Source organism: Erwinia sp. HDF1-3R (genome assembly GCF_039621855.1).
GTDB lineage: Bacteria > Pseudomonadota > Gammaproteobacteria > Enterobacterales > Enterobacteriaceae > Erwinia.
Map to the genome: position 1 here is coordinate 392449 of NZ_CP155071.1, position 21815 is coordinate 414263.

Here is a 21815-nt window from a genome sequence, read left to right on the forward strand (position 1 = left end):
TTTAAAAACGCACGACATTTATACAACTAACTGATTAAAAGGATATAATTCATAATGACAACATTTTTTGTTAGCCAGTAAGGTAATCGCAGATTATATTAATAACATTAATTATATTATTTTAATGTATGTATTTTGTTTGCTGAATGTTTCGTTGAACGCGCTAGGTCGCACGACCTGCTGGTTTTATGTCGCAGAAGTAAGTGCTGCGGTAAGCCCCTAAGGGATGTGGGATTCTGAAAACATCCGGTGTTTCCAGAACGGCCCTGATGAGTTCAGTAACTTTGAAGGGAAAAGGCGTGGGTAAGCATTTCTCTGACCTTTGCTGGTCTCAGAATCGATAAATTAGTGTTTCTAATAAAAGGGCAGCCCGATCGGGAGGGTGGTGCGGTAGCCGCGCTTAAAAAGTCCCCTCAACAGGCGGTTTGTCGCAGAGGTTTTGGGGCAGGGTCACAGTAAAAGAACCGATCGTAAATGCCGTTTAATGATGATGAATTTGTTGAAGACGTGAAAGCACATGCAGAAGTTCAGAATCACTAACTGGCGCAGCGACAACAACGCTCTTATCAACCGTGGTCAGATTGCAGAGTCTCTGGCCATGGTGCGTGCGCTGAACAAAATGAAGAAGGCAGGAATGCCAGAGAGTGTGCGTATTTCCTGAGAGCAGTAACCGGCTATGGGGATGCTTATCCAAAATCTGATTTATTCAACAAAACCCCGCTCAGGATACGTTCAGCGCGGCTAACAGCTTGCGCTGCGAAATTACCAGGTAATAATGCGGCCCTTTAAATTCGCGCCTTTCAACCGGATCACCATTAACGTGCCAGATTTCACCCTTCTGCGGCACCCTCCTTGAAACCATCAGATAAGCTCCCTGCCCTGCGGCGCATCACTCAGCCGTCAGCTGTTTCTTCGTTGTAGCTCTGGATTTCCTGCAGGTCGATACCGGCCAGCAGCTCCGTCCTGCCCCCCGTCGTCAGCCAGGACAAAGCGGCATATTCTGAATAAATGTCCAGTGCAGCGATTTCGAACACCGGCCTCTCTTATGTCATAGTTTCCAGTACTGTTAAATTATACATGATCGTTTTTTTATAGAAATCTCATCTACCACTCTATTAATATTGAAACATATTTTTTTTAAGGAGGATATTTATATGCCTGTAAGTGGAATTGGTAGTGGCTCTCAAAATTACGGGGTCGCCAGCACACCTGCAAACGTCCGCAATCAGACCAATTCATCGTCGGAGTTGGTACGCAACATCAATAACGTTAAGCAGTCAATACACGGATTGAGCAGGGGGCATCGGCGCCATAATGCAGTAGATTTGCGCGTAGTATCAGCGATTGTGTCATCAGGTCCTGGTAATCCAGTATCCCATTCTAACACCGCCCTGGTAGATAAACTTGGAAGCGGAACTCAAATTAACTTGTAAAATTAATTGTTAACCTGGTGGGGCATAAGGATTACAAGATGCAGATAGTCAATTATTTTCATGCAAAATTTTAAACAGCAGCAATGCTGCATTCAGTCTGGCAGAAAAAAATAAGAATTACATTTAATTTGCAGAAAAAACCATCTCAGTTAAAAATGAAAAGATGCATTGTGAACTGATCAATCCAAACTCTTCTCAAAAAAAAGAAGTATTGATTGAGAGTAAAATATTAAAGTATGAGAATTTATTGGAAAATATTTCAAAAATGAAGCCGAAGGCTTATAAAAATTCAGATGCCTGAAATTATAGTAATCATCTTCCAGACTGGCAGTAAAAAACCTTAAGGAAAACGGTCATGAGTATTTTCTTTCGTACAACAATTAGCTAGAAGATAAAACTATTACCGCTGCCACAGAAAGGCTTATTTGAATAAATCGAACTTTTTCTGAGTTGAAGGATAAGAGCACGCATTACCCTGCAACACAGGTCGTCCCGTGGCAAAGCAGAAGTTCAGAATCACCAACTGGCGCAACGACAACAACGCTCTTATCAACCGTGGTCAGATTACAGAGTCTCTGGCCATGGTGCGTGCGCTGAACAAAATGACGAAGGAAGGAATGCCAGAAAGTGTGCGTATTTCCTGAGAGCAGCCACTGCCTATGGGGATGCGTATCCAAAAAATCTGATTTATTCAGCAAAGCCAGGCGGATCCATAACCTGAACCTGCCCCGGACGATCGGACATAAAACGGCGAATTTGCAGCATAGATTGTATAACGTTCCGCATCTAAAATAGCCGCATCGGGTTGTGAAAGTCATCTAATACTCACAGAAGGACGGATGAAAATGCGAATTTTTCTTACAGGCGCGACCGGTTTTATCGGCACGGCAGTTGCCGCCGTTCGGAAGGTTATTCAGCACCAGGCTTACGATGCCGGCAATCCGGTACTTTTGCCCCTCAGCTGTTCAAATAGCCGTTAATTGGCGTTATTAATCAGGGCGTAGGTTTATGCCGTACCGTCATGATGACCGCATATATCGGCATAGCGGCGGCATATCACCGCCACAATACCGCGCAGTACCGGGTTACTGGCCCGAAACCTTAGGTTACCTCAACCCGCCATATTCACGGGTTATCTCCTTCGCCGCGCCGATAACCAGCGCGCCCAGCTCGGTTACGCGGTCATCCGTAACGCGGGACACCGGGCCGGAAATGGAGATGGCGGCAAAGGGTTCGCGGTGTTCGTCGTAGATGCAGGCCGCGACGCAGCGCAGCCCCAGGGCGTGTTCTTCATCATCGAAGGAAAAACCGACCTTGCGTACCAGCGCCAGGTTCTCCTTCAGACTGTGCGGCGACATCAGGGTGCGTGGCGTGTAGTAATGCAGCCCCTGCCGGTGCAGCAGCTCGCTGACCTGCGCCTCGGAGAGGTTGGCCAGAAAGGCTTTGCCCGCGCCGGAAGCATGCATCGGCAGCTTGCCGCCAATGGGGGCAGACATGCGCATCAGCTGGGTACACTGCACCTGGTCGATAATCACTGCCTGGCGATCGCTAATGTCCAGCACGGCCAGATTGACCGTCTCTCCCGAATCCTCCATCAGCTTGCGCAGCATCGGGTGGACCAGCGCCAGCAGGTTACGACTCTGCAAAAAGCTGCTGCCCACCACAAAGGCGTGTGCGCCGATGGTCCACAGGCCGAGGTCGCCCACCTGACGGACAAATCCCTGCTGCTGCATTGTGGTCAGCAGGCGATGGGTGGTCGAGTTGGGTAATCCCGCCTGCTGCGCCAGCTCGGTCAGCGCCACGCTGCCGTGGGCATCGGCAATAAACTCCAGCAGCTTCAGGCCGCGGGTCAGCGACTGGACCTGGCCGGCGGGCTGGGCGGGCTGCGCCTGCGCGGCGCGGGGTTTCTTGCCGCGTTTGATAACTGCTGGCGTGGTCATAGCGGATCCCTTCGTTTTCACATTATGGAAACCATTTTCGTTTTATCAGGCGATTTTGCAAGCGGCGCGATCTGGTCGGATCAGTATGCAGCAGAGGCTGAGGTAATCCCCCCATTTTTAACGTAGGTGATAAGTAGGATCAGATCGTGCGTTGTCTATGCTGCATCGGCGTGTAGCCATTCAGCGCCTATTCGGACGTTCGTGATTATAAAACCATTGCCATCGCGTGGCATAGCTCTGCAACTCCTCAAGTGATGTAAACAGGTGCTGCCCCAGCCAGTCATAACGCACCGTCCGGTTATATCGCTCAATATAAGCGTTTTGTTGAGGGTTACCGGGCTGAATAAAGCGAGGTGTTATATTCTGCTCAGCCGCCCATGATATCAGTATCTTACCGGTATATTCTGGCCCGTTATCGCATCGTTTCGCTGCCGGTTTACCTTTCCATTCAATGAGTTGCTTGAGAGTCCTCATCACACGATTTGCATGCAGAGAAAAATCCACCTCAATGGCCAGGGCCTCACGATTAAAATCATCGATAACATTCAGTAAACGGACGGAACGGCCATCCGATAGCTGCTCATGCATGAAGTCCATCGACCAGCATTCGTTGCTGTTATCAGGCACAGCTAGCGGATCAGGTTTATTCCGTTTCAGTCGTTTTTTCGGTTTGATCCGCATGTTCAGCGACAACTCGCCGTAAATCCGGTACACCCTTTTGCCATGGCTTCCTGAATGATTTCGGCTTTGAGTCGTTCTTCGGCATACATCTTCTTGAGACGGCGATTTTCGTCTTCCAGCTCTTTCAGTCGGGCCATCATGGAAGCATCCATACCGCCAAAGCGAGAACGCCACTTGTAGAAACTGGCATTGCTCATGCCATGCTCGCGGCACAGTTCAGCCACTGGCGTTCCGGCTTCGGCCTGCTTCAGGATGGCCATTATCTGGCTGTCGGTAAAACGTGATTTTTTCATAGAAATCTCCCCGGTTCAGATTACGAGAAAACTCTACTTATGAACACACCGGTTTTTTGGGGGGATTACCTTATAACGAGATTATATTTTTCAGAACAGCATACGTTTCCTGCTGCGAGTAATTCATCTATTTACTCATATAAATATCCCATCTTTGTTGTTAGCCTGGTTTCTGAGTTCAAAAATATTGACTATACATCACTTCTTAATGAAAAGTTTACATTTACTTCAGGTGAAGTGTATGGGAACCATATTGATTCAACGTTTTGTGGTTATGACGGTAATTCTGACTTTATTTCTCGACAATCAAAGCCAATTCGGGGTGAAGTAGCTGATCGTTTTTTCGGATCTTCTGTTGAGGTTAGGAGGATTAGGTTGTTTGTCAATAACGGGGGAGATACTTTATGCAAAGGATTTGTTAATCCTATAAACACTGCTTGTTATGTTAGAATTCAGTATGCTGACGATTGCTTTACAATTAGCATTGATGATACAGTTAAAGAATATATCCTCAGTAAAGCATTGTCATCTGGGTTCATTTGATTTTTTTTAATTATAAAAAACTGTTTTATAATGCATTTCTATATATTTTTAGTGCTGCTGATCATCTTCTGATGAACTATTTTTCTGGTATGTTAGGAAAAGGTTGGAATTATTTATTTATCACGAATGAAGGAATAAAGATGAAAGTTAAACTGTCTACTCTGTATCTATTAAGTGTATGATTTTTTATGCTCAAGCAGATGTGTTATCTAAAGTAGTTTCTGATAATAATAGTTGGGCATTAAAATTTGCCTGTCATAAAAAGAAAGAAAATGAATCATTAACAAATGTTGAACAACTTCATGATCTTGTATATCTCCCCAGTGTCAGGATACGTGTCAACCCCATCAAATACGCTAATGAGGCGATGGGGCGCTGGTATGAAACGCATTTCACCGAAACGAAAGGTTACCACACAGGCCAAATTACTCCCTCCCTACAACATGACGGTCTCCGCAGTTGCGCAAATGGAAGGGATATCGGAAGCGACTCTCTACAACTGGCGTAGTCAGGCAAGAGAAGGGGACAATCGGTGCCGGGTGCAGACAAAAACAGCGAACAGTGCCCGGCGCAAGCCCGCCTGGCGGTGATTATCGAGACCGCCACACTCAGTGAGACCGACATCGCGGCGTACTGCCGCAGAAGGTCTGTATCCGGAGCAGATAATGGGGTTTGAGGGTCAACCGTGTAAAAAACCACGCTAATAACATAATGTATTGTTTTAAATTAAATTTAATTAATTAGGCATTCGTTAAGAAAACCCGGCAAGCGCCAGGTTTGTTCTGAGGATTACTTTGCTGGGTTTTGTGCGGTTTCTTGTCTGACCTCGTCAATCGTGTCACGCATATTGCTCAGACATTCTGCGGCAGCAGCTCCAGCCTTTTCCAGCACGGGTACTGCCTTCGCGAAATACTCCTCAACTTGTGTCATTGTGGCATTCGTCATCAGTGGAATGCTGCATATCAGTAATGTGCCAAAACGCTGCTGTAGACGGTCTGGGCTCGTCTTAAACTGATTGGTGACGTTAAGCACAGCTACCGGCTCCTTAATCAGAGCCATGCTTATAGCGGTCGTCAGTTGTTCCGTGTGCTTGTCATCCAGGCTGTCACCAATGCTTTTAATTTTCGCTGGCAATGCCTGAATTGTCGCGGGGTCAGCGCTGACGACCAGATTAATGTATGTGTCCCAGTTGCTTTCTGATGCCATACAGGAGGCAGAAAGAAGACAAGTTGCGAGAACGATGCCACGGCGGATCATCTGACAACCTCTAACTTGTTATCACTGGAATGAATGATTTTTCCGCGTACTACCGGCCCCATGATTATGCAGCCCTCAGAGGCGAATCCAGGGACTTTCGGCGGCTTTTTCTCGCCGTGGATACGGAACAGGGAGCGGCCGAAACTTTCTCCGGACGTTTGAATCAGAATGATTGTCATTGGCCCCTTTGAGTTTGTATAGTCACCAATGCGATACGTTCCGCGAGGAATTGGCCCCATACCTTTAACGTGTTGACGATCCGGGTTGTTTTTGTTGGTCAGACTCCCCGAATAACCTTTACCCATTAACTTACCGTTGTGCCACAGTTCGCCGGTACTTTGGTGGTATATCCATGCCATGTGTTGTTCTCCTATGCCGCGCTGCGCTCTTTCCAGGAATCAGAGTGAATAATATTGCCGTCCAGATATTTCCAGGTGATTTTTTCATACGTCATTTCGAGCAATTCAAGGTGATCGTGACGTTCGTAGTCCGGGTCTTTAACATCTTCCATAAAGGGGACGACACAGGTAATGCGGGCATTCTCAAGGAGTACGTTAAAATATTCTTCTTCCTGTCCGGCGTAATTAATGCGATAGAATTTAAGCTCGGCAGATTTTAAGAGCTTCCCGGCGCTGACGAACTGATAAAGGTACGGGCTGGAAGAGTCCAGCGCTTTGGTGAGGATAAAGGGAGCATGTTCGCGAGTGGCCGTTATCTTACCGGACAGATCATCTGTGGGGAGAGATACGCTGTGAGCCAGCGCGGTTATCTCTATGCTTCCCTCGCGTTGCTGCACATCAACAGAGCCTTTGACGGGATTTCCCCCATCGTCCTTCAGCCATAAATAAACAGGTATTGCCATTCTGTGAACTCCTTTTCGTGATTAAAGGGGGAATTATCACCTTCTGTTCCTTTATGGAGAAAACACTACTTGATTTTTTATTGATTTAGATCAATAGAATGAATTGCTTTTGATTTTCGTTTCAGACGGAAATACGTGGCGCGGGATATGCCCGTTTTCTCTGCCACCGTTTTAAATGACTGCCCGCCGCCTCCACGCTGACAAGGATTATTGGTGAAGTAAGTGAACGAGTTAATCGTCGTCTGTGGAGAAAGCTGGCGTCGCTGCCTGACAGCTGGCAGACAGCACAACTGGCTGGTTAACCGCGCGTGATAACGTCCTGCTTATCTCCCTGGTAACGCCCGAAGCACGACGGGGACGACCTGACTCAGCGCATGGGCTATCAGGCCTCTATTTAGTGCGAAGCTGCACATAAACGGATCGAAAGCCGCGCATAAAGCCCGGCCGGCTGCTATCTCAGTTAAGGGCGGTTTCGTGCTTCATGCGCTGGCTGCCTGACATCCGCCCATGCCCGCGTCTTTTCATAAAACTGTCATCTCACCAGGTTAGATTGGCGCGGATCTTGCTGGATTAATCCAGAAATCCCTTCAACGACCCACCCGGAGCAGCAGTGATGAAACCAATATTCGCATCTGTTTTAGTCAGTGCCCTTCTTCTGAACCTCTCCGGCGCCCGCGCGGCGGACGGCGACCTCGCTGCGCTGGAGAAAGCGGCAAAAAGTGAAGGGGAGGTGAACAGCGTCGGGATGCCGGACAGCTGGGCCAACTGGAAGCAAACCTGGGATGACCTCAGCAACAGGTACGGTATTAAGCACAGCGACACCGATATGTCGTCGGCGCAGGAGCTGGCGAAGTTCGCGGCAGAAAAGAGCCAGGCCAGCGCGGATATCGGTGACGTAGGGTCCTCTTTTGGGCCGATCGCGGTACAGAAGGGGCTGGCGCAGCCCTATAAGCCCAGCACCTGGGAGCAGATCCCGGCGTGGGCGAAGGATAAAGAGGGCAACTGGGCGCTGGCCTACACCGGTACCATCGCGTTTATCGTGAATAAGGACCAGGTGAAGGAGGTGCCGCACAGCTGGGCCGATCTGAAAAAGGGCAAATACGTGGTGACCATCGGCGACGTTGGCGTGGCGGCCCAGGCGGCCAACGGCGTGCTGGCGGCCAGCTATGCGCTGGGCGGCAGCGAGACCAACCTCAAGCCTGCGCTGGCGTTCTTTGGCGAACTGGCGAAAGAGGGGCGGCTGGGGGTAAGCGATCCGGTGATTGCCAACATCGAGAAGGGCGAGATTCAGGTGGCGGTGGTGTGGGACTTTAACGGCCTGAACTATCGCGATCGCATTGACAGGAACCGCTTTGAGGTCGTTATCCCGTCCGATGGATCCATCACCTCGGGCTACACCACCATCATCAATAAATATGCGCAGCACCCTAATGCCGCGAAGCTGGCGCGGGAGTATATTTTCTCCGACGCCGGGCAGATTAACCTTGCGCGCGGCTACGCCCGCCCGATCCGCGCTGAACATCTGACGCTGCCCGCCGACGTGCAGGCCAAACTGCTGCCCGCCTCCGCCTATAAGAGCGCACACCCCATCGCCGATCCGGCTGCGTGGGATAAAGCCGCTAAAATGCTGCCGCGCCTGTGGCAGGAAAACGTCATCGTCAATATGAAGCAGTAGGGAGTCGGGATGAAAACGATTCTGGTGGTGCTGGACGGGCTGAATTATGAGGTGGCTGAGGCGACGATGGGCTATCTCCAGGCGGAGTGCGCGCAGGGTAACGGGCAGCTCTATCAGCTGACCTGTGAGCTTCCCTCGCTGTCGCGCCCTTTGTATGAGTGCATTCTTACCGGCGTCACGCCGGTCAAAAGCGGGGTGGTGCATAATGGCGTCAATCGCCTGAGCCGGGAACGCAGCGTGTTCCACTATGCGCGCGAGGCCGGGCTGACCACGGCGGCTGCGGCCTACCACTGGGTGAGCGAGCTGTATAACCGTTCGCCGTGGCAGCCCGCCCGGGATCGTCATACCGTCGATGCGGCGCTGCCCATCCAGTACGGTCATTTCTATTATGACGACGGCTACCCGGATTCCCATCTGTTTGAGGATGCGGAAAGCCTGCGGCTGCGCCATAACCCCGATTTCCTGCTGATCCATCCGATGAATATTGATGACGCCGGACATAAGTTTGGCCTCTCCTCGCCGCAGTACCGTAATCGCGCGCGGATGGCGGACGGCTATCTGTCGCACTGGATGCCGGGCTGGCTGGAGGCGGGGTATCAGGTGCTGGTCACCGCCGATCATGGCATGAATGACGATCGCAGCCACGGCGGCATTTTGCCGGAGGAAACCTCGGTGCCGCTGTTCGTTTTCGGCCAGGCCTTTTCACTGCAAATGGATGCCGCGCCGCTGCAAACCGAGCTGTGTGGCACGCTGTGTGAACTTCTCGGCGTCGATCATGATAAGCCTCTCTGCCCCGAGCTGCTGGCCCGGCGGGAGGCAGAGTGATGAGGGGCAAAGGGTTAGCGCTGCTGTGCCTGGTGCCGTTTACGCTGTTCTATATTGCCTTTCAGGTTGCGCCGCTGGTGTGGATTGCCATCCACAGCTTCTACAGCGAGATGTATGAGGCCTGGGGCTGGGGCAACTACAGCGATATTCTGACCTCCACTTTTTACCGTCAGGCGATGCGCTTCTCGCTGGATATCTCGTTCTGGTCCAGCGTCTGGGGCCTGCTTATTGCCCTGGCGGGCGGGTATTCGCTGCATCAGCTCGGCGGCGGCAGGCTGCACCGCTTCCTGATGTCATTCACCAATATGACCAGCAACTTCGCCGGGGTGCCGCTGGCCTTCGCCTTTGTGATTTTGCTGGGGCTGAACGGCTGCGTGACGCTGCTGATGCATAAATATGGCCTGATGCAGAACTTTAACCTCTACTCGGCCGACGGGCTGATTGTGGTTTACAGCTGGTTTCAGATCCCGCTGGGGATCCTGCTGCTCTACCCGGCCTTTGACGGGCTGAAGAAGGAGTGGCAGGAGTCGGCGGCGCTATTAGGTGCCGGACGCTGGCACTACTGGCGGCATATTGGTCTGCCGATCCTGTCGCCCGCGCTGCTCGGCACCTTTGTGATTCTGCTGGCGAATGCGCTGGGGGCTTACGCCACCATTTATGCGCTGACCACCGGTAACTTCAACCTGGTCCCGGTGCGGATTGCCGCGCTGGTCTCGGGCGATATCTCTCTCGATCCCAATATGGGCAGCGCGCTGGCGATGCTGCTGGTGCTGCTGATGGTGGCGATCACCCTGGTGCACCAGTGGCTGCTGCGCCGCAGCTACCAGTACGCAGGCCGGAGGAGCTGACGGATGTCACGGCGTGAATATCTCTATCATCAAGTGGTGGTGTGGCTGGTGTTTTTGATTCTGGCGCTGCCGCTGCTGGCGACGCTGCTCTATGCGCTTTCCACCACCTGGGGAGCAACCATTCTGCCGCGGGGCTTTACCCTCAGGTGGATGGTGCAGCTGTGGAGCGATCCGCGCTTTATGACCGCGCTGGGCCACTCCCTGCTGATTTGCCTGGGTGCGCTTGTCTTCTCGCTGGTGCTGGTGCTGCCTGCCATGTTTGTGATTGCTTACTATTTTCCCCGGCTGGACGCGGTAATGAACGTGCTGATCCTGATGCCGTTTGCCGTGCCGCCGGTGGTCTCCTCGGTGGGCCTGCTCCAGCTCTACTCCGACCCGCCGCTGATGCTAACCGGTACGCCCTGGATTTTGATCGGCTGCTATTTCACCCTGGCGCTGCCCTTTATCTACCGTGCGCTGGCCAACAATATGCAGGCGATCAATATGCGCGAGCTGATAGATGCCGCGCATCTGCTGGGGGCCAGTACCTGGCAGGCCGCGCTGCTGGTGGTGCTGCCGAATCTGCGCAAAGGGGCCTTTATTGCCGTGCTGCTCTCCTTCTCATTCCTGATAGGTGAGTTTGTGCTTGCTAACCTGCTGGTCGGCACCCGCTATGAAACGCTACAGGTTTATCTCTATAACGTGCGCAATGAAAGCGGTCACTTCAGCAGTGCCTTAGTGATTTCCTACTTCCTGGTCGTCCTGCTGATCACCTGGCTGGCGAACGCCCTGAACCGCGAGAGAGGCTGAATATGAGCTGGCTGAACGTAACCCGCCTGAGTAAAAGCTACGGCCCGACGATGATTTTTCAGGATATTGATTTCTCTGCCAGCGAGGGGGAGTTCGTTACCCTGCTTGGTCCCAGCGGCTGTGGTAAATCCACGCTGCTGCGCTGTATCGCGGGCCTGACCCCGGTCGATGGCGGGCAGATCCTCCTGGACGGGCAGGACATTGCCCCGCTGACGCCGCAGAATCGCGCCGTTGGCATGGTATTTCAAAGCTACGCGCTGTTTCCCAATATGACCGTGGAGCGCAACGTCGCCTTCGGCCTGAAGATGCAGAAACTTCCGGCATCCGCGATTTCGCAGCGCGTCGCGGAGGTGCTGGAGCTGGTGGAGATGAACGACTACGCCCGCCGCTACCCGCATCAGCTTTCCGGTGGGCAGTGCCAGCGCGTGGCGCTGGCGCGATCGCTGGTGACGCGGCCACGTCTGCTGCTGCTGGATGAGCCGCTTTCGGCGCTGGATGCGCGTATTCGTCGCCACCTTCGCGATCGTATTCGCAGCATTCAGAAGGAGCTCAACCTGACCACGCTGTTCGTCACGCACGATCAGGAGGAGGCGCTGGTGCTTTCCGATCGCATCGTGCTGATGGATCAGGGCAGAATTGTGCAGACCGGTAATGCCGAGGCGCTCTATACCCAGCCCGTCAATCTGTTTGCCGCCGGTTTTATCGGCCACTACAACCTGCTGACGGCAGAGCAGGCAGCGCAGCTGACCGGCGAGACCTTCCACCGCCAGGTGGCGCTGCGGCCTGAATCCGTGGTTTTCTGTCCATCCGGGCAGGGCATTCCGGCGCAGATACTCGGCCACAGCCTGTTGGGGAACGTTATTCGCTACCGGGTTAAGGCAAAAGAGGTCGAGCTGTGGGTCGACGTGCTGAACCGCTCGGTAGAGAGCCTGCATCCGGCGGGCTTTCAGGTCGGTCTGCTGCTGGAGCCGGGCACGCTGCGCGAAGTTGCCTGATAGTGACCAGATATCACGCTGATTAAACACATTTTTTCACTAAATCGACTACGCTTAAGGCGGTAAGCGGGGCGGACAGAATCGCCCCGATGGTATGTTTGTGATGTAACGAGGTCGATACCGGTGTTAACCCTGCTTAATTTACTTTCTGCCGTGGCGCTGCTGATCTGGGGAACGCATATTGTGCGTACCGGGATTATGCGCGTTTACGGTGCTGATTTACGCCGCGTGCTGAGCCGCAGCGTGGCAAAAAAACCGATGGCGTTTATGGCGGGTATTGGCGTCACCGCGCTGGTACAGAGCAGTAATGCCACCACGCTGCTGGTGACGTCCTTTGTGGCGCAGGAGCTGGTGGGACTGACGCCCGCGCTGGTGATTATTCTGGGGGCCGACGTCGGTACCGCGCTGATGGCGCGTATCCTGACCTTTGACCTTTCCTGGCTTTCCCCGCTGTTTATCTTCTTCGGCGTGGTGTTCTTTCTGGGCCGTAAGCAGACGCGCGCCGGACAGTTGGGTCGCGCCAGCATCGGGCTGGGGCTGATCCTGCTGGCGCTACAGCTGATCGTCGCCGCCGCCACGCCGATTACTCAGGCCTCCGGGGTGAAGGTTATCTTCTCGTCGCTGACCGGGGACGTGATGCTGGATGCGCTGATTGGCGCGGTGTTTGCCATTATCAGCTACTCCAGCCTGGCCGCCGTGCTGATCACCGCAACGCTGACGGCCACAGGGGTTATCTCCTTCAAAGTGGCTCTGTGCCTGGTGATCGGTGCTAACCTCGGGAGCGGGCTGCTGGCGATGCTCAATAACAGCACCGCCAACGCGGCGGGCAAGCGCGTGGCGCTGGGCAGCCTGCTGTTTAAATTTATCGGCTCGCTGGTGGTCCTGCCGTTTGTGGATATCCTGGCCGTCTGGCTGCATAAGCTGCCGGTAAACGACGAAGAGCTGGTGATATTCTTCCACGTTTTCTACAACCTGATCCGCTGCCTGATTATGGTGCCCTTTGCCGAGCCGATGGCCAGGCTGTGTCGCCGCCTGATCCGCGAGGAGCCTGAGAGCGATCTGCGGCTTAAACCGCGCCACCTCGATCCCAGCGCGCTGGATACGCCCGCGCTGGCGCTGGCAAATGCCTCGCGCGAGACGCTGCGTATGGGCGACGTGCTGGACCAGATGCTGGCGACCTTCGCTAAGGTCATTCACGGCGAGGTGCGGGAGGATCGCGAAATTCGTCGGCTGGACGACGATGTGGACGTTCTCTATACCGCCATCAAGCTCTATCTCGCCCAGATGCCGAAGGAGGATCTGCCTGAGGACGACTCCCGCCGCTGGGCGGAGATTATTGAGATGGCGCTTAATCTGGAGATGGCGGGCGATATTCTGGAACGGATGAGCGGAGACGTGGCGGACAAATCCCTTAACGCCGGTCGGCCTTTCTCCGTGGACGGGCTGAACGAGCTGGATGCGCTGCTGGAGCAGCTCACCAGTAATCTGCGCCTGAGCCTGTCGGTGTTTTTATCGCAGGATATGACCAGCGCAAAACGGCTACGCCGCGCCAAGCACCGCTTCCGAATCACCAACCGGCGCTACTCGCATAAGCATGTCGATCGCCTGCACCAGCAAAACGTGCAGAGTATTGAAACCAGCTCGCTGCATCTGGGCCTGCTGGGCGATATGAAGCGTCTTAACTCGCTGTTTTGCGCGGTGGCCTACAGCGTGCTGGAGCAGCCGGATGATGAAAGGGATGAGGAGTAGGGCCGGGTCAGCCACGACGGTATTCGGGAAAGTGCCTGCGCCTTCACCGCAAATCCAGACTGTTCTGGAATCTCTCTCTGTCACCTGTTCTTTCTGATAAAGAGCGCTATGCTCTCCTGTCTGACGATGGTGTATTTTTTGATTTTTTTGAGGATGAGATGGGTATGCGTAAACTTCCAGTATTTGTTGTGACCCTTGGCCTGCTGATGTCTGCAACGTCACAGGTTGAAGCGGCGGGCTGTATCAAAGGTGCTGCGGTAGGCGGCGTGGCGGGTCATATCAAGCATCACGGTGTAGCGGGTGCGGCAGCGGGTTGTGCCGTCGGTCATCATATGGCGAAAAAGAAAGCCAAAAAAGCGGACGAAAATCAGCAGCAACAGCAGCAGAACGCGCAGTAAAGGGCGTTGAGGGATAACAGAGTCTGCGTTATCCCTCGTTTCCCTCAAAATTTCTTTTTGACGGGTTTACCCGACCAGTATCCTGCCAGCAGCGATCCGGAGAGGTTATGCCAGACGGAGAAGAGGGCGCCAGGCAGCGCCGCCAGCGGGGAGAAGTACAACTTGCCCAGCGTAGCGGCCAGCCCTGAGTTCTGCATACCGACCTCCAGCGCCAGCGTGCGACAGGTTGACTCGTCAAAGCCAAACAGCTTGCCGCCCCAGTATCCCCCCAGCAGCCCGATGGCGTTATGCAGAATGACCGCCGCGATCACCATCAGTCCCACTGAACCGATAAAGCCCTGGCTGCCCGCTACCACCGCGCTGATGATCAGCAGAATGCAGACCATGGAAAACGCGGGAAGATACGGCTCCACGCGCCTGACCACGCCGTTGAGCGTATGGTGAACAATCAGGCCAATGCCGATCGGCACCACCACAATCTTGATAATACTCAGCAGCATACCGACCACATCAACCTGAATGTGGGTGTCTACATAGAGCTTAGTCAGCAGCGGCGTAGCGAACACCCCGACCAGCGCCGACACCGAAGAGATGGTCACCGACAGGGCCACGTCACCCTTTGCCAGATAGATCATTACGTTTGACGCGGTGCCGCTGGCGACGCTGCCAACCAGAATCATACCGGCGGCCAGTTCCGACGGCATATGAAAGAGCTTAGCCAGGCCCCAGGCGGCAAGCGGCATTACCAGATAGTGCAGAAAGGTCCCGGCGATAACCGGCGCGGGGCGCGTCAGCACCCGTTTGAAATCGTTAATATTTAGCGTCACGCCCATGCCGAACATAATCAGCATTAACAGCGAGGTAACCCATGGCCCAATGCTCAGAAAGGGGGCAGGGGAGTACCAGGCGGCGGCGGAGAGCAGGACTGCCCAGAGTGGAAACAGTCGCGTAACGGTGGCGAGCATAGCCAGACTTCCTTTTTTCAGTCGTTATTGTGGTGTGCAGGATTTGCCATCAGCATTCGGAAGCGTTACTCGAACAAATTGTGATGCAGTTTCTGAATGACTTTTTCAGCGTCCTGGCCGGGGACCAGGAAGCAGAGGTTGTAGCTGCTGGCACCGTAGCAAATCAGGCGCAGATTGACCCCCTCCAGCACGCCAAACACCTCTTTACCTACGCCCGCGGCCTGGGAGAGCTTATTGCCGATCAGCGCGACCAGCGCCAGGTTCTCTTCCACCTCGACCCGGCACAGCGACGACAGCTCCGTTAGCAGCGCCTGCGTCAGCAGACTGGTGCCCGTTGAGGTGGAACCGGTGGTATCCAGCGTCAGCGCCACGCTGACTTCCGAGGTGGTTATCAGGTCAACTGAGATACTGTGACGCGCCAGAATATTGAACACTTCGGCCAGGAAGCCGCGCGCGTGCAGCATATTCAGGCTGTGCAGCGTCAACAGGGTTTGCTTGCGGCGCAGCGCCAGCGCGCGGAACAGCGGGGGATTCCGCGTCTGGTTGCACACGCGGGTGCCGCCCGCTTCCGGGTCCCGGCTCGAGCCGACAAAGACCGGGATGTCGCTGCGCACCGCTGGCATCAGCGTGGCGGGGTGCAGTACTTTCGCACCGAAGGTCGCCATCTCCGCCGCTTCTTCGAAGGTGATTTCGTCAATGCGTTTCGCTGAGGGCACCACGCGTGGATCGGTGGTGTAGATGCCCGGCACGTCGGTCCAGATATCAATGCGGCTTGCGTGCAGCGCTTCGCCCAGCAGCGCGGCGGTATAGTCGCTGCCGCCCCGGCCCAGCGTAGTGGTGCGGCCTTTGGCTTCGCTGCCGATAAAGCCCTGGGTAACGATCAGCGCTTCTGCCATACGGGGGGCAAGCTGGGTCTGCACAAGGTCAGCAAGCAGCGCAACGTCAGGCTCGGCGCGGCCAAAGTGATCGTCGGTGCGCATCACTTTGCGCACGTCAAACCACAGAGAGGGGGCGTTGCGCTGGCGCAGCACTTCGACGAACAGCAGGCTGGACATCAGTTCACCGTGGCTGACCAGTTCGTCGGTCAGGGCGGTTGAGGTTGCCAGCGCCGCCGCTTCGGAGAGCATGGTAATGTTTTCCAGCACGCGATCAATTTCGTCACGGATAATCTCAGGCTGGGTGAGCTGGTCGATGATGGCATACTGAATACGGCGGATCTCGTCCAGCAGCCGGGCGCGCTGCATCTGCTCCTGGCCTTCAGCCAGCGTGACCAGCAGATTGGTCACGCCCGCCGAGGCGGAAAGCACCACCAAACGCGTACCCGGATTAGCAAGCACCACGTCGGCGCTGCGGTTCATGGCGGCGAAATCGGCCACGCTGGTTCCGCCAAATTTAGCCACTATCAGTGTTTGGGACATGTGTTGACATACCTCGTGTCAGGTTAGTTTCCATCAGCGTTGGCACAAGGGAGGAGCAGAAAGGGGGAAGACGTAGAAAAGCGTTTAACTACGCGTCACCCAGAAGCGCCCCACCTTGTTTACCCGCTTACCTGACGCGGCGGCTATGCTCTCTGCGCTAACTTACCGGTTCACTTTTAACAGTTTATCGGAACGCATTTGCCTGCCGCAACGTCAACTAATCAGGATAGGGCGCGGGATATCGTCGCACGCGCCCGGTGACAACCCAGGGGATTCAGCCCCTGTAGTCGATGCTCCCCACGCCGCAGGGTTCGCACCTCGGCGTCGCTCCCCCTGATGTGTTTTCGATGGATTCGGCTCCTCAAACACACTGCCTGGGCGACGCGCCTCTTCTGGCTTGCGCATCAGATGCGCAAGTAGCCGACTACAAATATCGGGTTATGCGTTCGCTGTCAATCCCTGCCGGTTGAGGGGATCTCATTTTGCACCAGCGCAATCAGCGTGCAGGGGAGCGGCGGCGTCTGTTCACCCTTAACCGCACTCAGCTTTCCCTGCTCGTTATAAACAAACAGCGGGATCACCCCCTGGTTTTTCTCCAGGTACTCCAGCCAGCCAAAGTTTTCATTCAGCCGCGTGGCTTTGAGCGTCGCCCCCTTCGCCAGCAGGCTGCTCAGCCGGGCATAGGTCTGCTGCGGGCCAAACAACACTTCATGCCGGCGGAAGCGCGGGCTTTCACTGTCCCGTCGCCCCTTCAGCGTGGCCCCCGAGCGAATGGCGGCCACTTTATCGGCACCAAAAATATGGCTGAAGTGATAGACCGCCAGCGCGTTCTGATGGCGATTAGGGGACAGGGCCAGCACCTGCGCGGTGTCGCTGAGGTCGAGGAAGTTTTCTGCATACTCGGACCAGGCGTTGCCATACCACGCCGGGATCCCCTCCATGCGCGCCTGACGATAGTATTCCCAGCTGCTGTCGGTGACCCGAACCGGAATATCCAGCTTTTTGAGGGCCAGGGCCAGCGCACGAGCCACGCTGTTCGCCCCGATAATCAGCACGCCGTGTGGCTCGCGCTGCCTGACGCGCAGCCCCCGCGCCAGTACGGCGCTGGTGAGGCTCTGTAGCACCACGGTGCCAATAATTACCGCAAAAACCACCGTCACCAGCCTGTCCGCGCCCTGATAGCCGATTTTTTCCAGCGTCAGCGCAAACAGCGAGCTCACGGCAGCGGCAACAATCCCGCGCGGTGAGATCCAGCTGAGCATCAGCTTTTCACGCCAGTGCAGGCTTGACCCCAGGGTCGAGGCGGCAATACAGAGCGGGCGGGCGATAAACTGCACCACCAGCAGCAGGCCAATCAGCGGCCAGCCCATCGCCACCAGCGCGCTGACGTCCAGCCGGGCGGCCAGAATAATGAACAGCGCGGAGATCAGCAGCGCCGACAGCTCCTCTTTGAACGCGATAATGTCCGTGAGATCGACATCGCGCATATTGGCCAGCCAGACGCCCATCACCGTCACCGTCAGCAGCCCGGACTCATCTGCAATGGCGTTGGAGAGGCCAAAGGCGGTCAGCATCACGGCCAGCACCGCAAAGTTTTGCAGGTATCCCGGCAGCCAGACGCGCTTCAGCGCGATGCCCAGCAGCCAGCCAAAGAGCGCCCCGGCAATCAGGCCGACGGCGGCGGTAAAGCCCAGCGTCCAGAACAGATGCGTTAAGGATTCAGCTTTCTGACGCAGGACAATGAATTCAAACACCATCAGGGTAAAAATAGCGCCAATGGGATCGATAAGAATGCCTTCCCAGCGCAGGATCTGATTGATGGCTTTATTAGGCCGCACTACGCGCATCAGGGGCGCAATCACCGTCGGGCCGGTCACCACGGTAACCGCACCGACCAGCGCTGCCAGCTCCGGGGGGAAGTTCAGCAGCCCCCAGCAGGCCACGCTAATGACCAGGAAGGTGAGCAGCATGCCAATGCTAACCAGATTACGTACCACGCTGCCGAGGCCGTCAATTTCATCAAAGCGCAGAGTCAGCGCGCCTTCAAAGAGGATGATGGCCACAGAAAGTGAGACTAAGGGGAAGAGCAGGCTGCCAAACAGCGCATCCGGCTGCAAAACGTGGCAAAAAGGCCCCAGGACAATGCCGAAAATGAGCAGGGGCAGAATAGCAGGCAATCGCAGCAGCCAGGCTACCCACTGGGCTACCAGTGAACTTAGTCCGATGATAACCAACAGCAGTGGGGCGGATAACTCCATAAAATTTTTCCTTTCGACGGTAAGAATAGTCATACTGAAAAGCTGAACGGCGTTAATCCCCGTCGCATGAATTATAAATAACCCCGGACAAAAGGGTGGGAAAATCCTGCCCCTGATAGTTTTAGCCTGTTGCAGCAAAAGAGGTGTTGCAGAAGACGCTTCCGCTAACATGGCGTCCGGTCTGATTTACGGTTCTTAAATAAAAAGAGTGTGTTGCTATGAAAAATATCAATCCGACACAAACCGCTGCCTGGCAGGCTCTGCAGCAGCATTATGAAGAAATGAAAGATATCAGCATCGCGGACCTGTTTGCCAAAGATGGCGACCGCTTTGCCAAATTTTCTGCCACTTTTGACGATCGGATGCTGGTGGATTTCTCGAAAAACCGCATTACTACCGAAACGCTTGAGAAGCTCCAGGCGCTGGCAAAAGAGACCGACCTGCAGGACGCCATTAAATCGATGTTCTCCGGTGAGAAGATCAACCGCACCGAAGACCGGGCGGTACTGCACGTAGCGTTGCGTAACCGCAGCAATACCCCGATTGTGGTTGACGGCAAAGATGTGATGCCGGAAGTGAATGCGGTGCTGGAGAAGATGAAGTCATTCTCTGAGCGCATCATCAGCGGTGAGTGGAAAGGCTATACCGGCAAAGCGATCACCGACGTGGTGAATATCGGTATCGGCGGCTCCGATCTCGGTCCGTTTATGGTCACCGAGGCGCTACGCCCGTATAAAAACCACCTGAATATGCATTTCGTCTCCAACGTTGACGGCACGCATATTGCCGAAACGGTCAAGGATCTCAGCCCGGAAACCACGCTGTTCCTGGTGGCGTCAAAAACATTCACCACCCAGGAAACCATGACTAACGCCCACAGCGCGCGCGACTGGTTTTTGAAAACAGCGGGCGATGAGAAGCACGTTGCGAAGCACTTTGCCGCGCTCTCTACTAACGCTAAAGCGGTGGGCGAATTCGGTATTGATACCGCCAATATGTTCGAGTTCTGGGACTGGGTCGGCGGACGCTACTCGCTGTGGTCAGCGATTGGCCTGTCAATCATTCTGTCGGTGGGCTTTGATAATTTTGAGAAACTGCTCAGCGGCGCACACGCGATGGACAGGCATTTCTCCACCACGCCAGCCGAGAAGAACCTGCCGGTGATCCTGGCGCTGATCGGTATCTGGTATAACAATTTCTTCGGTGCCGAAACCGAAGCGATTCTGCCTTACGATCAGTATATGCACCGCTTTGCGGCCTACTTCCAGCAGGGCAATATGGAGTCCAACGGCAAGTACGTTGATCGCAACGGTACGCCGGTTACCTATGAAACTGGCCCTATTATCTGGGGTGAGCCGGGTACTAACGGCCAGCACGCGTTTTATCAGCTGATTCACCAGGGCACCAAGATGGTCCCCTGTGACTTTATTGCCCCGGCCGTGACGCATAACAAGCTGGGCGATCACCACGCCAAGCTGCTGTCAAACTTCTTTGCGCAGACCGAAGCACTGGCATTTGGGAAGTCGCGCGAGGTGGTGGAGAAAGAGTTTACCGATGCGGGCAAATCGGCCAGCGAAGTTGAACACGTGGTGCCGTTCAAGGTGTTTGAAGGTAACCGACCCACCAACTCCATTCTGCTGCGCGATATCACCCCGTTCAGCCTGGGCGCGCTGATTGCGCTCTATGAGCACAAAATCTTCACCCAGGGCGCAATCCTTAACATCTTCACTTTCGATCAGTGGGGCGTTGAGCTGGGCAAACAGCTGGCTAACCGTATTCTGCCCGAGCTTTCCGGCAGCGAGCAGATCAGCAGCCACGACAGCTCCACTAACGGGCTGATTAACCGCTATAAAAACTGGCGCGGTTAATTAACCTCGCTCGCGCAGCGCGCTAAGCGGGTCTACAGGGCCGGGGGGATCCGCTTCCGGCTCTGCTATCAGGTCTACAGGGCCGGGGAGGATCCGCTTCCGGCTCTGTTATCAGGTCTACAGCGGCCGCGCCATGCGGTTTGCACCGAGGTCTGTGGCTGCACCCCTTTATAGCATCAGCGCCAGCATATTCTGCGGTGGTCCTGGTTGACAGATCCGTATTAGCCCATCCCGCCCGCTAAATCACTCCCCGGCGTTAGGAAAAGCCTTATGCCGCGCATAATTACCCCCAATATTTACTCAAGTCGCCTGTACGAGGATGAGGATATTCTTAAAACTGACCCATAAAGGGTGTTTTCTGGCAGGATAATTCTGAAACGTTTGTGCCGGGATTTCTGCGATCTGGCGCAAAGTTAATATCTAATTCGTTGAAAAATAACTCTTATTAAGCTTCACCCCTCCTCACAAAGCCCGTTAAGCGATAGCTTCCCCTGAAAAAGTCATTAATGGCGAATGGTACTAATTAAAGCCATTAATTCAGTCATAAATTTCAATATATCGCATCATTTCGATAAACATCACCATATTAAGCTGAATAATCTCGATTTTCCGCGCGCGAAGACTCCCCCTTGCCAGCCAGGGGCGCTTCATGATTTCTGGTAATTTATTGCCTTATACTGAACGCGCCTGAAACTCTTCAGGCGATATCCATTCATTCAATGAAGGGAAATGCTATGAAAAAAGTCTTATGTGCTGCTGCAGCCATAGTGTACTTAGCGGGTGCTTCTGCTGCGTTTGCTGCACCAGAAGAGACCGGCACCGCAGCCGGTGCGACCGCGGGAACGCTTTCCACGGGAACCGCGACCGCAGTAGGTGTGGGTGCGCTTGGCGCACTGGTCGGCGTTGCGCTGGCGGCGAGTAGTGGCGGTAATGGTTCCAATACGGGTACCACGACCACCACAACCACAAGCACCACGCGTTAAGTACTCAAAATTAATCATAACCACACGCCCGTGTG

The 21815-nt window shown here is 54.5% G+C and carries 21 protein-coding genes, 1 pseudogene and 1 riboswitch; of the genes and pseudogenes, 13 read left to right on the plus strand and 9 right to left on the minus strand.

Translation table 11 applies throughout. The features are described from left to right. Positions 1-517 precede the first annotated feature (517 nt). Complete coding sequence (locus AAGR22_RS01720) at positions 518-661, plus strand: hypothetical protein (RefSeq protein ID WP_156485047.1); 144 nt, start codon at positions 518-520, stop codon at positions 659-661. A 232-nt stretch (positions 662-893) separates the two neighbouring features. On the opposite strand, the gene AAGR22_RS01725 is transcribed toward AAGR22_RS01720, so the two are convergent. Then, the gene (locus tag AAGR22_RS01725; protein ID WP_345829919.1) at positions 894-1034 is read right to left on the minus strand and encodes a hypothetical protein; all 141 of its coding nucleotides are present in this window, start codon (positions 1032-1034) and stop codon (positions 894-896) included. 893 nt (positions 1035-1927) lie between these two features. On the opposite strand from AAGR22_RS01725, the gene AAGR22_RS01730 reads away from it, so the two are divergent. Beyond that, complete coding sequence (locus AAGR22_RS01730; RefSeq protein WP_345831646.1) at positions 1928-2077, plus strand: hypothetical protein; 150 nt, start codon at positions 1928-1930, stop codon at positions 2075-2077. 462 nt (positions 2078-2539) lie between these two features. On the opposite strand, the gene iclR is transcribed toward AAGR22_RS01730, so the two are convergent. Together iclR and AAGR22_RS01740 are read right to left on the minus strand one after the other, a co-directional pair. Continuing rightward, the gene (gene iclR, locus AAGR22_RS01735) at positions 2540-3373 is read right to left on the minus strand and encodes a glyoxylate bypass operon transcriptional repressor IclR (RefSeq protein ID WP_345829921.1); all 834 of its coding nucleotides are present in this window, start codon (positions 3371-3373) and stop codon (positions 2540-2542) included. Between the two features lie 139 nt (positions 3374-3512). After that, positions 3513-4347, minus strand: a pseudogene (locus tag AAGR22_RS01740) (IS3 family transposase). Between the two features lie 39 nt (positions 4348-4386). On the opposite strand from AAGR22_RS01740, the gene AAGR22_RS01745 reads away from it, so the two are divergent. After that, positions 4387-4890: a hypothetical protein gene (locus tag AAGR22_RS01745; RefSeq protein WP_345829922.1), complete on the plus strand. Its 504-nt coding sequence runs from the start codon at positions 4387-4389 to the stop codon at positions 4888-4890. A 178-nt stretch (positions 4891-5068) separates the two neighbouring features. Next, a complete protein-coding gene (locus AAGR22_RS01750; RefSeq protein ID WP_345829923.1) occupies positions 5069-5398 on the plus strand; it encodes a hypothetical protein in 330 nt (109 codons plus the stop codon). Between the two features lie 281 nt (positions 5399-5679). On the opposite strand, the gene AAGR22_RS01755 is transcribed toward AAGR22_RS01750, so the two are convergent. Genes AAGR22_RS01755 through tssD form a run of 3 tightly spaced genes read right to left on the minus strand, consistent with a single transcriptional unit; the run spans position 5680 to position 7009 of the window. Then, on the minus strand, positions 5680-6147 hold the full coding sequence (locus AAGR22_RS01755) for a hypothetical protein (RefSeq protein WP_067704588.1): 468 nt from the start codon (positions 6145-6147) through the stop codon (positions 5680-5682). Then, on the minus strand, positions 6144-6506 hold the full coding sequence (locus AAGR22_RS01760; RefSeq protein ID WP_067704585.1) for a tlde1 domain-containing protein: 363 nt from the start codon (positions 6504-6506) through the stop codon (positions 6144-6146). Before AAGR22_RS01760 ends, AAGR22_RS01755 begins: the two co-directional genes overlap by 4 nt. Positions 6507-6517: 11 nt before the next feature. After that, positions 6518-7009, minus strand: coding sequence for a type VI secretion system tube protein TssD (gene tssD / locus AAGR22_RS01765; protein WP_345829927.1), 492 nt, complete (start codon positions 7007-7009; stop codon positions 6518-6520). Positions 7010-7622: 613 nt separating this feature from the next. Between tssD and AAGR22_RS01770 the strand changes: the two genes are divergently transcribed. The 7 genes from AAGR22_RS01770 to AAGR22_RS01800 all read left to right on the plus strand — a co-directional run bounded on the left by AAGR22_RS01770 (position 7623) and on the right by AAGR22_RS01800 (position 14288). Further along, positions 7623-8684, plus strand: coding sequence for an ABC transporter substrate-binding protein (locus tag AAGR22_RS01770; protein WP_067704578.1), 1062 nt, complete (start codon positions 7623-7625; stop codon positions 8682-8684). A 9-nt stretch (positions 8685-8693) separates the two neighbouring features. After that, positions 8694-9509: an alkaline phosphatase family protein gene (locus tag AAGR22_RS01775; protein ID WP_345829930.1), complete on the plus strand. Its 816-nt coding sequence runs from the start codon at positions 8694-8696 to the stop codon at positions 9507-9509. Then, positions 9509-10357, plus strand: a complete 849-nt coding sequence (locus AAGR22_RS01780; protein WP_345831530.1) for an ABC transporter permease subunit — start codon at positions 9509-9511, stop codon at positions 10355-10357. Before AAGR22_RS01775 ends, AAGR22_RS01780 begins: the two co-directional genes overlap by 1 nt. 3 nt (positions 10358-10360) lie before the next feature. Continuing rightward, on the plus strand, positions 10361-11146 hold the full coding sequence (locus AAGR22_RS01785) for an ABC transporter permease (protein WP_067704567.1): 786 nt from the start codon (positions 10361-10363) through the stop codon (positions 11144-11146). Positions 11147-11148: 2 nt separating this feature from the next. After that, on the plus strand, positions 11149-12141 hold the full coding sequence (locus AAGR22_RS01790; RefSeq protein ID WP_345829932.1) for an ABC transporter ATP-binding protein: 993 nt from the start codon (positions 11149-11151) through the stop codon (positions 12139-12141). 123 nt (positions 12142-12264) lie between these two features. Then, positions 12265-13890, plus strand: a complete 1626-nt coding sequence (locus AAGR22_RS01795; protein WP_345829933.1) for a Na/Pi cotransporter family protein — start codon at positions 12265-12267, stop codon at positions 13888-13890. A gap of 164 nt (positions 13891-14054) precedes the next feature. Further along, positions 14055-14288 (plus strand): hypothetical protein, encoded by a 234-nt coding sequence (locus tag AAGR22_RS01800; RefSeq protein ID WP_345829934.1) that lies wholly within the window; start codon positions 14055-14057, stop codon positions 14286-14288. Positions 14289-14332: 44 nt separating this feature from the next. Here the strand turns inward: AAGR22_RS01800 and AAGR22_RS01805 are convergent, their stop codons facing one another. The 3 genes from AAGR22_RS01805 to AAGR22_RS01815 form a co-directional block, all read right to left on the minus strand. Beyond that, complete coding sequence (locus tag AAGR22_RS01805; RefSeq protein WP_067704557.1) at positions 14333-15253, minus strand: bile acid:sodium symporter family protein; 921 nt, start codon at positions 15251-15253, stop codon at positions 14333-14335. A 65-nt stretch (positions 15254-15318) separates the two neighbouring features. Beyond that, positions 15319-16671: a lysine-sensitive aspartokinase 3 gene (gene lysC, locus AAGR22_RS01810; RefSeq protein ID WP_067704554.1), complete on the minus strand. Its 1353-nt coding sequence runs from the start codon at positions 16669-16671 to the stop codon at positions 15319-15321. Between the two features lie 95 nt (positions 16672-16766). After that, positions 16767-17071: riboswitch (Lysine riboswitch) on the minus strand. Between the two features lie 52 nt (positions 17072-17123). After that, positions 17124-18929 (minus strand): sodium:proton antiporter, encoded by a 1806-nt coding sequence (locus tag AAGR22_RS01815; protein ID WP_345829935.1) that lies wholly within the window; start codon positions 18927-18929, stop codon positions 17124-17126. 218 nt (positions 18930-19147) lie between these two features. Between AAGR22_RS01815 and pgi the strand changes: the two genes are divergently transcribed. Both pgi and yjbE read left to right on the plus strand, forming a co-directional pair. Next, entirely contained in the window at positions 19148-20797 is a 1650-nt protein-coding gene (gene pgi / locus AAGR22_RS01820; RefSeq protein WP_345829937.1) for a glucose-6-phosphate isomerase, read from the plus strand. Between the two features lie 734 nt (positions 20798-21531). Further along, positions 21532-21780 (plus strand): exopolysaccharide production protein YjbE, encoded by a 249-nt coding sequence (gene yjbE, locus AAGR22_RS01825; RefSeq protein WP_067704547.1) that lies wholly within the window; start codon positions 21532-21534, stop codon positions 21778-21780. The last annotated feature ends 35 nt before the right edge of the window (positions 21781-21815 follow it).

Coding starts and splice junctions, on each gene's coding strand:
- AAGR22_RS01780 (WP_345831530.1), top strand. CDS start 9,509: ATGAGGGGCAAAGGGTTAGCGCTGCTGTGCCTGGTGCCGTTTACGCTG.
- lysC (WP_067704554.1), bottom strand. CDS start 16,671: ATGTCCCAAACACTGATAGTGGCTAAATTTGGCGGAACCAGCGTGGCC.
- AAGR22_RS01745 (WP_345829922.1), top strand. CDS start 4,387: ATGAACACACCGGTTTTTTGGGGGGATTACCTTATAACGAGATTATAT.
- iclR (WP_345829921.1), bottom strand. CDS start 3,373: ATGACCACGCCAGCAGTTATCAAACGCGGCAAGAAACCCCGCGCCGCG.
- AAGR22_RS01755 (WP_067704588.1), bottom strand. CDS start 6,147: ATGATCCGCCGTGGCATCGTTCTCGCAACTTGTCTTCTTTCTGCCTCC.
- AAGR22_RS01775 (WP_345829930.1), top strand. CDS start 8,694: ATGAAAACGATTCTGGTGGTGCTGGACGGGCTGAATTATGAGGTGGCT.
- pgi (WP_345829937.1), top strand. CDS start 19,148: ATGAAAAATATCAATCCGACACAAACCGCTGCCTGGCAGGCTCTGCAG.
- AAGR22_RS01770 (WP_067704578.1), top strand. CDS start 7,623: ATGAAACCAATATTCGCATCTGTTTTAGTCAGTGCCCTTCTTCTGAAC.
- AAGR22_RS01750 (WP_345829923.1), top strand. CDS start 5,069: ATGATTTTTTATGCTCAAGCAGATGTGTTATCTAAAGTAGTTTCTGAT.
- AAGR22_RS01805 (WP_067704557.1), bottom strand. CDS start 15,253: ATGCTCGCCACCGTTACGCGACTGTTTCCACTCTGGGCAGTCCTGCTC.
- AAGR22_RS01785 (WP_067704567.1), top strand. CDS start 10,361: ATGTCACGGCGTGAATATCTCTATCATCAAGTGGTGGTGTGGCTGGTG.
- AAGR22_RS01720 (WP_156485047.1), top strand. CDS start 518: ATGCAGAAGTTCAGAATCACTAACTGGCGCAGCGACAACAACGCTCTT.
- AAGR22_RS01800 (WP_345829934.1), top strand. CDS start 14,055: ATGCGTAAACTTCCAGTATTTGTTGTGACCCTTGGCCTGCTGATGTCT.
- AAGR22_RS01815 (WP_345829935.1), bottom strand. CDS start 18,929: ATGGAGTTATCCGCCCCACTGCTGTTGGTTATCATCGGACTAAGTTCA.
- tssD (WP_345829927.1), bottom strand. CDS start 7,009: ATGGCAATACCTGTTTATTTATGGCTGAAGGACGATGGGGGAAATCCC.
- yjbE (WP_067704547.1), top strand. CDS start 21,532: ATGAAAAAAGTCTTATGTGCTGCTGCAGCCATAGTGTACTTAGCGGGT.
- AAGR22_RS01760 (WP_067704585.1), bottom strand. CDS start 6,506: ATGGCATGGATATACCACCAAAGTACCGGCGAACTGTGGCACAACGGT.
- AAGR22_RS01790 (WP_345829932.1), top strand. CDS start 11,149: ATGAGCTGGCTGAACGTAACCCGCCTGAGTAAAAGCTACGGCCCGACG.